Annotated in this window: 11 protein-coding genes; 3 read left to right on the forward strand and 8 right to left on the reverse strand. The window is 58.5% G+C overall.

Annotated features, from left to right (window positions below):
* Nucleotides 1-159: 159 nt before the first annotated feature.
* The 5 genes from N2597_RS15300 to N2597_RS15320 all read right to left on the reverse strand — a co-directional run bounded on the left by N2597_RS15300 (nt 160) and on the right by N2597_RS15320 (nt 6,906).
* Nucleotides 160-864, reverse strand: coding sequence for a hypothetical protein (locus N2597_RS15300; RefSeq protein WP_077989909.1), 705 nt, complete (start codon nt 862-864; stop codon nt 160-162).
* Nucleotides 864-3,137, reverse strand: coding sequence for a succinoglycan biosynthesis protein ExoP (locus tag N2597_RS15305; RefSeq protein ID WP_077989908.1), 2,274 nt, complete (start codon nt 3,135-3,137; stop codon nt 864-866). The genes N2597_RS15300 and N2597_RS15305 overlap by 1 nt, the downstream gene beginning before the upstream one ends.
* 51 nt (nt 3,138-3,188) lie before the next feature.
* On the reverse strand, nt 3,189-3,896 hold the full coding sequence (locus N2597_RS15310; RefSeq protein WP_096762242.1) for a sugar transporter: 708 nt from the start codon (nt 3,894-3,896) through the stop codon (nt 3,189-3,191).
* A gap of 85 nt (nt 3,897-3,981) precedes the next feature.
* Nucleotides 3,982-5,193: a polysaccharide biosynthesis/export family protein gene (locus N2597_RS15315; protein ID WP_038690743.1), complete on the reverse strand. Its 1,212-nt coding sequence runs from the start codon at nt 5,191-5,193 to the stop codon at nt 3,982-3,984.
* A 285-nt stretch (nt 5,194-5,478) separates the two neighbouring features.
* Complete coding sequence (locus tag N2597_RS15320) at nt 5,479-6,906, reverse strand: O-antigen ligase family protein (RefSeq protein ID WP_077989906.1); 1,428 nt, start codon at nt 6,904-6,906, stop codon at nt 5,479-5,481.
* Between the two features lie 301 nt (nt 6,907-7,207).
* On the opposite strand from N2597_RS15320, the gene N2597_RS15325 reads away from it, so the two are divergent.
* Together N2597_RS15325 and N2597_RS15330 are read left to right on the forward strand one after the other, a co-directional pair.
* Nucleotides 7,208-7,807: a transglutaminase-like cysteine peptidase gene (locus N2597_RS15325; RefSeq protein WP_009982573.1), complete on the forward strand. Its 600-nt coding sequence runs from the start codon at nt 7,208-7,210 to the stop codon at nt 7,805-7,807.
* A gap of 320 nt (nt 7,808-8,127) precedes the next feature.
* Entirely contained in the window at nt 8,128-9,456 is a 1,329-nt protein-coding gene (locus N2597_RS15330) for a UDP-glucose dehydrogenase family protein (RefSeq protein WP_039621541.1), read from the forward strand.
* A gap of 172 nt (nt 9,457-9,628) precedes the next feature.
* Here N2597_RS15330 and N2597_RS15335 read toward each other — a convergent pair whose 3' ends face one another.
* On the reverse strand, nt 9,629-10,420 hold the full coding sequence (locus N2597_RS15335) for a metallophosphoesterase (protein ID WP_077989905.1): 792 nt from the start codon (nt 10,418-10,420) through the stop codon (nt 9,629-9,631).
* Nucleotides 10,421-11,162: 742 nt separating this feature from the next.
* Between N2597_RS15335 and N2597_RS15340 the strand changes: the two genes are divergently transcribed.
* On the forward strand, nt 11,163-11,414 hold the full coding sequence (locus N2597_RS15340; RefSeq protein ID WP_077989904.1) for a KTSC domain-containing protein: 252 nt from the start codon (nt 11,163-11,165) through the stop codon (nt 11,412-11,414).
* 157 nt (nt 11,415-11,571) lie between these two features.
* Here N2597_RS15340 and N2597_RS15345 read toward each other — a convergent pair whose 3' ends face one another.
* The gene (locus tag N2597_RS15345; RefSeq protein WP_009991865.1) at nt 11,572-12,177 is read right to left on the reverse strand and encodes an alpha/beta hydrolase; all 606 of its coding nucleotides are present in this window, start codon (nt 12,175-12,177) and stop codon (nt 11,572-11,574) included.
* An 11-nt stretch (nt 12,178-12,188) separates the two neighbouring features.
* Nucleotides 12,189-13,121: a VOC family protein gene (locus N2597_RS15350; protein WP_183598510.1), complete on the reverse strand. Its 933-nt coding sequence runs from the start codon at nt 13,119-13,121 to the stop codon at nt 12,189-12,191.
* Nucleotides 13,122-13,208: the final 87 nt, after the last annotated feature.

Raw genomic sequence — 13,208 nt, forward strand, 5'->3', positions numbered from 1 at the left:
CATCGACAACCATCAAGAAACAACGCCCGCGGCACAAGCAGCGGGCGTTGTCGCCTCGATGGCGACGAAAGCTGATACCGTGTCACCCAGCTTCTTCAGTCATGGGCCACAGACCGCTTCAAGGCGCCGACTTTGATTGCCGAAGCTTTGCAGCCGTAATCACCGGCTGCAGCGCTGCCGAAACCGCGCCGTCGCCCCTTCCCCGACACTTGCCCAGATCCGATCGAAGACCGGACGGAGCTGCGGGCTGATGGCTTTCATGGTGGCATTGACCCTGCAGCGGTCGCCGAGTTTCAACATCGTCGTCAGATCGCCGTCAACGGCGCTGCTGGCCGCCGAAAGTGTTGCATCGGTGAAATCGTTCCAGAAATAAAACCGGGTCAAAACGATCGACTCATCATAGGGCGCGAGAGCGACCGAACGTTTCATCATTTCTGCAATCGCAAGCGGCTCTTCGGCAATTGTCGACTGAACGGCGGCGAGACGAAGCCAGAAATTGCTGTTGGTCGGCATGCAGGAGAGCGCATATTGGAGGTAGCGGCGGGCATTCGAGGCCGCGGCAACCCAGGCGTCGTAGTTGATATTGACATTCTGCCGATCGAGCTGCGCCAGAACCAGCGTGACCCCGGCGGCGACAATGTCCGATCGGCAATAATGTCCGTCAACCACGGCGATGGCGCGCGCCGCATATCTGGCCGCGATGTCATCCGTGACGGTGTCGCCGCGCTCGATCCTTTCGGCAACGATCGAGATGCTGGCGGTTCTGATCGAAGCATACAGTTCTCGGCCGGCCAGCACCGCGAAGACCGCGGTGACGATAAGGAAAACGATCCTTGCAGGTGAAAGAAGCCGACCCGCGAGCATCACTCGGTATAGTATCGCGAATAACGCTTATAGTAATATTCGCTGGAGCCGAATGTCCGGTAGAGCTTCATCTGCGACGGATCGACCTTGGTCAATATCGCGCCGACGCATTTGGTGTAGAGATCCGGCTCGGACAACAGGGTCGATTGAACCACCTTGCGCGAGGTTTTGCCCCACTCGATCACGAATACGACGGCATCGAGCTTCGGGTTAATGGCGCGCGCGTCGACGACAGGAGCGAGCGGCGGCAAGTCGACGATAATGTAATCGAAGCTCTGGCGCGCCATTTCAAGCAGCTGATCCATGCCACGCGAGGCCAGCAACTCCGAAGAGTGCGGAACGCGATATCGCGCCACCGTTGGCAGGAATGCAAGCTTCGTTTTGGGATCGAGAAGAATAAGATCCTTGAGCGGGCGGTTGTCGACGATTGCTTCAAGCAAACCGGCTTCGGCATGGCGGCCGATCGCCCGGGTCGCTCCGGGATTTCGCATATCGCCGTCGATCAGCAGGCAACGCGCGCCCTGCATTGCCAAGAGCTTGGCAAAGTTGATGGCTGTCGTCGACTTGCCCTCGCCCGGCAGGCTCGACACGACGCCGATGACCTTGCAGCGCTGATCGGCCGCGCTGATATCGATGGCGATCTTCGCGCTTCGAAGCGTCTCGGCGAATGCCGAAAGCGGATGCTCCTCGACATAGGTCGTCGTCTTGCCGCCCCTGGCGATGCTGCGCGGATTGCCCGGATCGACGAGGGTCGGATCCTCGACGTTGTTCTCGATCAGCGGCATGACACCGAGAGACTCGACGTCGAGCATGTCCTTGACATCGTCACCGGTGCGGAAGAAGCGATCGCGGAATTCGCGGAAAGCGCCGATGCCGCTACCGAATGCACATCCCAGGAACATGGCAAAAGCGACAACGAGGCTTCTCTTCGGCGCGCTCGGCTTCGTCGGCGTCTCCGCGATTGTGATGATACGTGCGGCGGTAATTGGGAAGCTCTGCTGCTGGATTGCCTCCTGATATCGCGTCAGGAAGTTCTGATAGAGATTCTTATAGGTATCGCGCGTCCGCTCGAGCTCACGAAGCTGAACCTGCGTCTCGCCCGCCGTTGCGGCCACCCCCGTTGCCTGGTCAACGCTGTCGCGCAGCGATTTCTCGCGCGATTGCGCAACCTGCAGCTCGCTCTGGTAGCTCTCGGCGATACGATTGAGTTCGTCGAACATCAGCCGTTCATATTCGGCCATTTCGGCGCGCAGCCGGACGGCCTGGACGTGGTCCGGACCCAGCCGTGCCTCGATCTCGGCCTCCAGCTTCGACGCTTCCAGATATTTCTTGCGAAGATCGTTCGAAATCGAGCTGTCGAGCACGTCGGTCACGATCGCATCGGTCTGCTTGGCCTGGATGATCGACTTGATGCGGGCGTATTTCGCCTCGGCCTGGGCCGTCGCGGCCTGGGCGGTGATCAACTGGCTGTTGAGCTCGGAGAGCTGCTGTTCGCTGAGCAGCGTGCCGGATCCTGACTCGACAAGCCCATGCTCGCTGCGGAATTTCTGCACCGCGAGGTCGGTGTCCAGCGCCTGTTGCCGAAGCTCTTCGATACGCTCCTGCAGCCACTCGCCGGCCCGGCGTGTCGCCTCATATTTGGAATTGAGCTTGTCGACCATGTAAACGTCGGCGATCGCGGCTGCGATTTCACGCGCTAGGTCCGGCGATTGCGAGGTGTAGCTGACATCGAGAACGTAGGATTTGCCCACGCGTTCGACATCGATATTGCCCGCGACCGTTTCTGCGGCCGCTCTCCGTTTCGCTTGCGGGTCGGGCGCGACAGCCGCGTCATCGGCAAACCAGGAACGAAAATTCATCAGGGATTTCAGCGTCGCGACAGAAAAAAGCGAGTTCTTCGGTGCGTTGAATACCGGGTCATCGACCAATTTCAGCTTGTCGACGACCGCGTAGGCGATCGTGTCCGACTTCAACAGCTCGACCTGGCTGAGAACGGTGCCTTCGTCGTCGTCCAGCTGGCCGAACGCGGCGAGCTGATTGATGACCTGATTGTCGCTGCGGTCGATCAGCACGCTCGTGTCGGCCGTGTAAACCGGAACGGACGTGAGAACATAGACGATGCCGAGAATTGCAAAGGCGAAAGCACAAGCCGCAACGATCCGCCACTGCCGGCGAGCAATGGCAATGAGCTTGTCGAAATCGATGAAATCAGCTTCGTTTCCCGTATCGCGGGAGGGGTCGATACGCGGCGTAAGTTTATCTGGCGACAGCAATTTCGATCTCCAACAAAGGCGTCAAGCGCTAAGATCTACAGGCAAATCCAGCTATTGTGTGACGGGCACACTCTGACTCGTCGATTGCGTCGGGTCGGTTGACGACTGCCCTGCCCCGCCCGTGCTGATCAGTGTCGTCGTTGAGGTCGACGAACTATCGCCGTCCCCCGCAGTCGAAACCTGCAGCGTGCCGGCAGTTGTGGCGCTGCCCTCAAACGGCGTACCGTCATCCGCCCCGGGACCGGTGCGGCCGATCGATCCGTCATTGCCGATACCCGATGCTGCCGCAGCCGCGCTTGCGCCCGGGCCGAGTGCCGCTGTACCGCCTTCAGCGAGAACCTTCGCAAAGGCTGCCAGCAGCGGCGCAAGGTTAGGATCGGCAGTGGCCGCCTCGGCGACCGCTTTTTCGATCGCGAGCTTGAATTGCGGGTCCGAGACCTGGCAGCTGTTGGCCGCCCGTCCAAGGCCGGCGCCGATCGCCGCCATCTGGGCGGCATTGGCCTTCTTGGCCTGCTCGATCACCGGCGACAGGGCGTCGTCGCTGCTTCCGACCAATGCGCGTACACGCGATGACAAAACCAATGGATCGGACATGTCGAGCAGCACGGCGGGATTGGCCGTAAATCCGCTGATGTCGACCGGCGTCAGATTTGCCGGCCCCAGGCAAGCAGCCGCAAGAGCGCTTGAAGTCATGCCGGCAAAAGCCGCGACGATAATTCCGCTATAAGCAAGCCGACGATAAACAGCTGACCTTGCCATACCCACAATTTCCTTCATCAAATCCGCTAGCCGATAGGCCGCCAGCCTCGATCACTAACGATCGACGCCGGCCCGCCCATTTCAATCAACGTCCGAGATTGCGCACTGCGTTGCGAGTATCGTTCACGTCATCCGACACGCCGGCGACAGTGGACGATACCGAGTTTACGATGTCAAGGAACTTGACCAATTCAACAGAGTCCGAATTGGAGATATAGATAACGTCCTTGTCTTCCATCTTGAATTGCTGAACAGCAAACAAGGTCGCCGGATCGCGAAGATTGGCGCGAACGATCACCGGAACCGTATCGCCCGCAAACCTGGTCGTATCGACATGCATCGCGGCAACCGTCTTCTTGGGGACAAGGCGATAAAGCAGGATCTGAGCCGGATCCGCGCGGTCGTCGCGCAGGCCACCCGCCTTGGCGATAGCCTCTCCAAGGGTGAGGTCTGACTCCTCGAAATCGAAGCGGCCGCTGACGCCGGCGGCGCCGAGCGCAAGATAGGTACGGCGCTCATGATCGACCGAGATCGTATCATCCGGCGCGACATAGATATTCTCCGCCGGGTTTTTCAACAGCGTGTTGTAAGCGACGGTTGCTGTCTTGCCGCGGCGCTGCAGCGTCACATTCGTTTCGATATTGTTGGTCGTCAAACCGCCTGCAGCGGAAATGACATCGAGAACGCGCTCACCGGCCGGGCTGATCGTGACGCGCTGAGGACTGTTAACGTCACCGAGCACGGCCACCTGACTGGAGCGGCTGGTCGTTGTCGTGATAACCACCTGCGGCTCGATCGCGCGGCTGGCCAGCCGATCTTCGACGTCCTGCTCCACGGTCTCCTTGAGGCGACCTGCGGCCGGAACGCGACCAGCATAGGGGATCGTGATCGTTCCGTTTCTATCGATGGTCTGCTCCGGCAGAGAGATGTAATTGCCGGGTCGGCTGCCGGCATCCGACGGAATGAACAACCCGCCGGACTGAGCTTCGAAGATAGCAACCTGGACGACGTCGCCATAACCAAGCGGAATTTCAGGCGCCCCGCCGCGACCACCGCCAAATCCCTTGAAGGAGGTCGGCTGCGGAGAGGAGAAATATGGCAGGACGTTCTTGCTGAGATCAACCAAGGCGTAGTCGATACCGACGCGACGCTCCTTCGTTGTGACCTTCACTGCCGCGCCTCGATCAACATCTTTGTGATCGGGACCGGATCTTGGCAACGACGTGCAGCTTGCCAATATAGTCGTTAGCGCTACAACAATGGCGACGCGTGTACTACCGATAGGAAAACAACCCATAGAATAACCTGTGTTGACGCCCCTGAAGCTACTGCCTCGCAATCTTACAAAATACAAGACAATCCCTGACCAATAATCACTGTAGGCGGATTAACATTTCTCTAACTGTGGCAGGCTGGCAACGCCAAGCCCTTCACCAAGCGAATACGCTGCAATCCGGCTTCTCTTTTGCCGGCAACGCCCTGAAGGCTGCCCCCGCTATAAAATCTCTTGCGTTTCAGAGTCAACAGCGCGTTACCCCACAATCGGCATTTTCGAAAAACCTTCACGAAACCATCTGTTCAATCATCGACCGCTGGCCGGCCGCACATATTGCCGTTCCGCTTCGCCGCCGTTACGTCCAAGGCTGATGGTGACAACGGCACTGAGGAAAGCGGCGAAAAATACCGCAAAGCCTGGAATCTGCAGCGAAAAATCCACCGCGGCATGAAGGGCGACCAAAACCGTCGCCGCCAGTCCAAGAAGAACATAATGTCTCAAGCGGCGCCGTTGAGCGATCCCCCGCCAGAACACCCTGGCAAGCACCGCGAAGGCAATGATCGCCGCGATCGGAAATAAAATCCCGAGGCCTAGAAATCCTTCCAGGTAGAAATTATGGGCGCGATCGAAGATCCCGAAAATGCCGCAGGCCGGATCGCGATAGGCTGAAAACACGGTGCGGAAAGTGCCAAGACCCGTTCCCGTCAGCCAGTGATCCGAAATGGCACGCCAGATGCCCGGCAGGATGCAAAAGCGATCGTCATCCTCAAGACGCCGTTGTTGCGCGCGCAAAATCGCCTGGCCGGCAAACATGCTCAGCAACAGGAGGACGAAGGTCATCGCCGAAAGAAGCTTCACTATCGACCGCCATCTTGGCGTCGGTCTCATATGGCGCCTGGAGTTGTTCCAGGAGATGACGAGCCAGGGAAAGTAGATGAGAGCGGCAACACAGGTCGCGAATATCCCAGCGCGTGATCGGCTCAGCATCAACGCGGTGAAACATGCGCACAAGAGCAGAATGTAGATCCACACTCTCAAGAGAAGAACGTTTCGGCCGGGCTCGCCGGGCGGATGGTTCAAATAGGAACGGGCAAGGTCCCTGACCAGGGTCAGCATGAGCAGCGTCCCTAGCCCGAGAAAAGTCGCGGCGGTATTGCGGTTGACGAACACGGCCGTCAGGCTGTCGAGGTAGGCGTGTTTTTCGATGACAATCAGGACGTTGGGAAACATCGAAAATTGCATAAGACTGAAGACCGCGATAGCGCCCGCCGTGAGCCCCAGGCTGGCCAGAACTCTCCGCGCCCGTTGATCGGTGTCGCACAACACCAGTCCGGTCAGGAAGGTCACGAAAGGCAGAGCCACCCAGAGAATCGAGGCGAGCGTGTCGGCCGGCTCAACGGAGATCGCCGCGTATTGAACGCCCGCCAAGTCACGCGCGGCGCTCCAGGCAGGGTTTGCCAGCCAATTGGCTGGCAGTTCGATTGTCTGGACGAACGTCCACCCCGTCAGCACGACCAGCAGAAACAGCGCGATGCTGAACACCCATCCGGCCTGCCTCGGCTCTCCAAACAGCAGTCCCGCAATAATGGCCAGGGCAAACATCCCGATCGCCGCGAAGGCGAAAGGAAACGGCGTGACGCTTCCGAACGGAATGAGCGTCAATATTACCAGGCCAATGAAGGCAAAGAGGATCGTCTCCCGTAAGACCTGCGCGTTGATGAGTTTGGATAACATTTGGTTCGCTCACCAGCAGCGCAACGAGAGAGATACAACCATTACGGTTAATATACTCGTACTAACATAAGTTGCATATCAAACGCTTGCGTGTTAAAGTGCAACAGAATTCCACATCGTTTAAAATTGTCGCGAAAGGCTTAAGCCAATCGCGACCAGCCCCGATTATGCTCCGTCAAGCAGCAGAAACGGGACAGACGTTCTGTGCCCAATACTTGGCAGATCACTAATCCGCCATGCCATTGACTGAGAAAAAAGGCAAGCCTGATCTCAATCGGTTGCCCTGAAAGGGGATTAAGAGATGAAGAAGACGTTCGTTACACTTCTGGCGCTGGCTTTTACAGCAGCGAATGCCTGCTCTGCATTTGCCGCCGGCCCCGCAGGTTTCGCTCGCGGCCTGACCAGCACTTCGGCAGTGAGCTTTATCTCTGAAAAAGGAACGATCATCCCGCCTTTCGCCCAGGTGCTGTTCTGCGCCCAGAACCCTGCCGAATGCCGCGACAACAATGGTTTGTCGGTCCTCGCGCTGACCGACAAGGATATGCTGCAGTTGAAGGATGTGAACAACTCCGTCAACCGTACGATGATCGGCAGGAACGATCCCCGCAACGAACTTAACGGTGATGTCTGGAAGGTGAATGTCCGCAGCGGCGACTGTGAGGATTTTGCGCTGACCAAGCGCAGCCGGCTGATGGCAATGGGCTGGTCGTCGCGCGCTTTGCGGATTGCGACGGCGTACACGCCCTCCGGCGAAGGGCACGCCGTTCTTGTCGTCAGAACCGACAAGGGCGACCTGGTGCTCGACAACAGGAAAAGCAGCATCAAGAACTGGCGCGATACCGATTTGCGCTGGGACAAAATCCAATCGGATACCGACCCCTACGTCTGGTATCGCCTGTAAAAACGGGCGCGGCTGGAGCAAGTCCGGCAAGGCTGTGAAGTGCCTGAGCCGCCGCAATGCCTACATCTAAATAATAAAATCCACCCGTTCCGGGTTGAAGTCGAGCCGCTCCGATGCGCGGCTCGACTTGTCATATCTTCCACACAAACCTATGTTTTTGCTGTCGACAGGGCAGCCGGCGCGGGTCGCAGCGCCCTGAGTTGGAATTCCGATTTGGGCCACCAGGCGATCTTCGATGTTGTCTTTTCGGCCAGATTCAGTATGACGGGGCCCATGCTGCGACGCAGCATGACGTTCTACTCTAATGATTTGAGGGAAATATGCGCATCACGATGATTGGATCAGGCTATGTCGGCCTCGTTTCAGGCGTTTGCTTTGCGGATTTCGGCCACGACGTCATCTGCGTCGACAAGGATCTGAGTAAGATCGAGGCCCTTCGCGAAGGCCGCATTCCGATTTACGAGCCAGGTCTCGATCAACTGGTCGCCGAAAACACCAGCACCGGCCGCCTGTCCTTTTCGACGGATGTCGGCGAAAGCGTTCGTGGCGCCGACGTCGTGTTCATCGCGGTCGGCACGCCCTCCCGCCGGGGCGACGGCCATGCCGATCTCTCCTACGTCTATGCGGCTGCACGCGAGATCGCCACCTATGTGGAAGGCTTCACCGTCGTCGTCACCAAGTCGACGGTGCCGGTTGGCACCGGGGATGAGGTCGAGCGCATAATCCGCGAAACCAATCCAACAGCCGATGTCGCTGTCGTTTCCAATCCCGAGTTCCTCCGCGAGGGCGCGGCGATCGAAGATTTCAAGCGCCCCGACCGCATCGTCGTCGGCCTGAACGACGACCGGGCCCGCGAAGCCATGACCGAAGTCTATCGTCCGCTTTATCTCAATCAGGCGCCGCTGGTCTTCACCTCCCGCCGCACCTCCGAACTGATCAAATATGCTGCCAACGCCTTCCTCGCGATGAAGATTACCTTCATCAACGAGATCGCCGATCTCTGCGAGCGGGTTGATGCAAATGTCCAGGACGTTTCGCGCGGCATCGGTCTCGACGGCCGTATCGGCGCCAAGTTCCTGCACGCCGGTCCGGGTTACGGCGGCTCGTGCTTCCCCAAGGACACGCTGGCTCTGGCCAAGACCGCGCAGGATTTCGACGCGCCGGTCCGTCTCATCGAGACGACGATCTCGATCAACGACAACCGCAAGCGGGCGATGGGACGCAAGGTGATTTCGGCGGTCGGCGGCGACATTCGCGGCAAGAAGATCGCGATTCTCGGCCTGACCTTCAAGCCGAACACCGACGACATGCGCGACAGCCCGGCAATCGCCATCATCCAGACCCTGCAGGACAATGGAGCCCAGGTGGTCGGCTACGATCCCGAAGGCATGGATAACGCCCGCAAGGTCATCGAGAACATCGAGTATGCGAGCGGCCCCTATGAAGCAGCCGCTGGCGCGGACGCGCTGGTCATCGTCACCGAATGGAACCAATTCCGTGCGCTCGATTTCAATCGCCTGAAGCAGTCGATGCGGGCTCCGGTCCTGGTCGACCTGCGCAATATCTACCGCAGCGACGAGATCCACAAACACGGTTTCACCTATACCGGCATCGGCACCAATCTCTTCCAGGAAACGACCAACTCCTGATAAGGTCTGCAGAGATCCAACATCCTGACGCCGCGGAACATAAAGTCCGCGGCGTTTTTTATGCATGGCGTGCGGAAGTCTGCAGCGGCTCCGGGACAATGACATGGGTGTAAACCAGCAAAGCGCATCGTCGGACACCGCCGATTATCGGACGACACCTCGCCCTCCTCTTCTACAGGATTCCGACGCGCGTCCCTTTGATCGTCAGCACTGTCAGGCGGCCCGTCGCCGAAACCGCGGTGTCGATTCCGATGCGTTGCGGACCGAATGTCGGGATTCGCGCCGGAGTGTGTCCGTGGATCACCAGCACAGGAAGCTGCGGCCCTTCGTCGAGAAAGGGCTGCCGGATCCACATAAGGTCGCTGTCCTTTTGTTTCTTGAGATCGACGCCGGGTCTGACGCCCGCATGGACAAAGACGACCCTTCCCATCTGCAGCAAGATCGGCAGCGACTCCAGGAATTGGATATGCCGCTCCGGTATCATGTTGTGGATGACGCGGGCGATCATTTCGTTTCCAGCCGCCGATTGCAGCAAATGCTCGATGTCGATGCCATATGAATTCAGCGTCTCCGTCCCGGCAAAACCAAGCCATTCCAGAAGGCGCGTCGGCTTGCGATAGAGCTTCACCAGCTCCGAATCGTGATTGCCGCACAGGGCGATACGCTGAAATCCCGGCGGCGGCGGCTTGCTCAGGAATTCCAGCACTGCGCTCGAATCCGGCCCGCGATCGACATAATCGCCGAGCAGGAGAATGAGTTTCGGCCCCGGAATGCGTTCGGCATCCGCTTCGATGCGGCGATGCGCCTCGACGAGTTCGCTATAACATCCGTGGACATCGCTCATTGCATAGACCGCGGCGAAATCGCCTTCGGCATATGTCAGCCGAGCGCGCTTTTTATGGCTGCCAGTCAATATCGGTATCTGTTGTCGCCACGGGACGAGATAGTTAAACATGTAACCCATTTGTGAAACCCGGCCGTGTGGCGGGCTGTCGGATCTGATCCATTTCTCACCCATTGCCGCAACGGCACGAAGTTTAGTGATCATAAGAAGTTGGCCTGAACGCGGCCCCGTCGACATTGTAGCTGGAACCTATTGCCACATTCAAAACGACGGACCCATCGCCCTTTTGCTGAACCGCCTGCGCCAGGCTCGCCTGGCTGGTCGCGGCTGCGCGTCCGGCACATCGGGCAATGACCATCGTCCATCCTCGTCGCGCCCGGTGGAAAGCGCAAGCGTCTCCTGCGCGGTCGCCATCCGGGCGCCAAGCGCTTGAACGATTTTCGCATCGTGATGACCGACGAGAATGCGAGGAATCTCGCCTGCCGATCGGTTGTCGACGGCACGTGGTCAGGGTTCCTCACGCCGCTCGACGGGCATAGCAAAACGGCTGCCACGAACAAAGCACGTCGTATGATCCATAATAGAGAAGATGTTTCGATTAATATTTCCAAGTCCCTTATTTAGGCTGGTTAACGGTTGATTAATCCTGTGTTTCTTTACCAGATTCTTCAAAATTTAGCTGCATTACCCAATATTTCTTCACTTGGAAGAACCGGAGACTGTTAATTTTCCACAGGCGGGGCCTTCGAAAAAGCTGCATCAATCAACTAAAACGAGAGGTGCCAGGAAAAAATGAACGTTAAAGCAGATCACTCTTGACGACCTTGCGACACCGCATAAAGATGGCGCGTTGCGAGCGCGAATGACATTGTTGATCCAGAATCTCAGATCCAAAACTGCGGGGTGCAAAGTGGAAACTGCGGTTGATTCGAAACTTATCGAGGCGATTACTTACGACGAAGACAGCCGGCATCTACGGGTCTATCTGACCAACGGTCAGAGGAGAGAATATGAAGGGGTTCCCAAAGGTGTCGTCGTCGGCTTGACGATGGCGGAGTCACCGGGGAATTTTTATATGAAGGCAATCAGGGGCAAATATCCTCCTCGTCCCTAGAACAGGATGATATTTGTCCCGGTCGGCCTCAATTAAAGAGTTAGAGCACTTTTGGTGGCATGCCTATTGTCGATGCCAGATCGTCGTTTGAGCCGAGATGCGGGACCGGTTTTCGCCGGCCCCGCAATTCGGCTGTCGCCGTTGGCGGCGCAATCGATCAATAACTGATGAAGAAATCGCGAATTGCATCGATTTCGAGCGGCGCGATCTCATGGCCACCGGGATGCCAGACTGTGCCGACCTCGGCGCCGCGGCCTTTCAAGTACTGCGACAATGCTTCGGTCACGGCCATCGGAGCGATCGGATCCCGCCGTCCGGCCGTCACCAGCACCTTTCTTCCCGCAAGCGTCGAGCGAGCTTCCGGTTGAAACGGAATGAGCGGGTGCATCAACACCGCCAGGTCGAAGATACCCTTCTCGATCAGCACATTGGCAAGAATATTGGCGCCGTTCGAAAAGCCCAGGCCAACAATACGGGAAGCCTGGTACTCGTCAGCGGCTGCCTTGACATAGGCGGCCATCTTCTCCGTCGCCCGTGAAAGGTCGGCCATGTCGTAGACCCCCTCACCGCTGCGCCGGAAGAACCGCGCAGCACCATGTTCGGAAACGTCGCCGCGAGGAGCAAGAACCGTTGCTTCCGGCAGCAGCTGTCGGCCGAAATCAAAGAGCTGGTTTTCGTCGCCGCCGGTGCCGTGCAACACGATCAGAAGCGGTTTGCCGGGTGCGCCGGCATGCAGCCGGTGCACATATCCAGTTTCGGTCATATCGCCTCTCCTTACGCCTCGAGCGGCTGCAGGTGCTGCTCGAGCAGCGCGCGGAGATGGGCGTGCTGCTGCGGCAGCTTCAGGGCCTCGCCGAGATGGGCCGTATCCTCGTCCCGGTTGAAGCCGGGTTCATTGGTCGCGACCTCGAACAGAACGCCACCCGGCGTACGGAAATAGATCGCCCAGAAATAATCTCGGTCGATCACCGGGGTCACCTGATAGCCGGTGTCCATCAGCGCCTTGCGCACTTCGAGCTGCTTTTCACGGTTTTCGACTGCGAAAGCGACATGGTGGACGGAGCCGGCGCCGGGAAGCGCCCGGGCAATGCTCGGCATGGTCTCAAGGTCGATCAGATGCGCGCCGTTGCCGTCAGGCTTGATCAGCCGTTTGACCCCGTCCCTTTCCTCGGCGATCTCATAGCCCATGAACCTCAGCAGTTCGGCCGTGGCGCCTTCATCCCTCAGCCGCATGGCGACGGAGTGGAAGCCGCGGATCGCATGATCCTCACTGATGCCGCCATGCGTCCAAGGCTGTCGGCCATCGTCCTTGACCTCGACGAGCGCGAAGCCGTCGCCATCCGGGCCGGAGAAGTTCAGACGCTTTTCGCCGAAGCTCTCCTCAGCCTTCAGGCCGCCGACGCCGAGCGCGGCAAAGCGATCGCTCCAGAAGCCGAGCGAACCTTGCGGAACGGAAAACACCGTCGTACCGACCTCACCGGTGCCGGGCCGCCCCTGCGCCATCTTCGGAAACGGGAAATATGTCATGATCGTGCCTGGCGCACCGGTCTCGTCACCATAATAGAGATGATAGACATCGGGGGCGTCGAAATTCACCGTCTTCTTGACGCGGCGAAGGCCGAGCGCATGGGTAAAGAACCGATTGTTGGTGCGGGCGTCCTCCGCCATCGACGTGACGTGGTGCAGACCCTTGATCTGATCGAGCATGTGAGACCCCTTTCTTGCCCGCCGCTTGCGGGCTTTCGATGGATCATAAATGCGCTCGGTCAGGCCTCCGGAATAGACCTGCAGACC

Source organism: Rhizobium sophoriradicis, assembly GCF_025200795.1.
In the GTDB taxonomy this organism is placed as follows: domain Bacteria; phylum Pseudomonadota; class Alphaproteobacteria; order Rhizobiales; family Rhizobiaceae; genus Rhizobium; species Rhizobium sophoriradicis.

Coding starts and splice junctions, on each gene's coding strand:
- N2597_RS15345 (WP_009991865.1), bottom strand. CDS start 12,177: ATGACCGAAACTGGATATGTGCACCGGCTGCATGCCGGCGCACCCGGC.
- N2597_RS15315 (WP_038690743.1), bottom strand. CDS start 5,193: ATGGGTTGTTTTCCTATCGGTAGTACACGCGTCGCCATTGTTGTAGCG.
- N2597_RS15350 (WP_183598510.1), bottom strand. CDS start 13,121: ATGCTCGATCAGATCAAGGGTCTGCACCACGTCACGTCGATGGCGGAG.
- N2597_RS15340 (WP_077989904.1), top strand. CDS start 11,163: ATGACATTGTTGATCCAGAATCTCAGATCCAAAACTGCGGGGTGCAAA.
- N2597_RS15325 (WP_009982573.1), top strand. CDS start 7,208: ATGAAGAAGACGTTCGTTACACTTCTGGCGCTGGCTTTTACAGCAGCG.
- N2597_RS15300 (WP_077989909.1), bottom strand. CDS start 864: ATGCTCGCGGGTCGGCTTCTTTCACCTGCAAGGATCGTTTTCCTTATC.
- N2597_RS15320 (WP_077989906.1), bottom strand. CDS start 6,906: ATGTTATCCAAACTCATCAACGCGCAGGTCTTACGGGAGACGATCCTC.
- N2597_RS15310 (WP_096762242.1), bottom strand. CDS start 3,896: ATGGCAAGGTCAGCTGTTTATCGTCGGCTTGCTTATAGCGGAATTATC.
- N2597_RS15330 (WP_039621541.1), top strand. CDS start 8,128: ATGCGCATCACGATGATTGGATCAGGCTATGTCGGCCTCGTTTCAGGC.
- N2597_RS15335 (WP_077989905.1), bottom strand. CDS start 10,420: ATGGGTTACATGTTTAACTATCTCGTCCCGTGGCGACAACAGATACCG.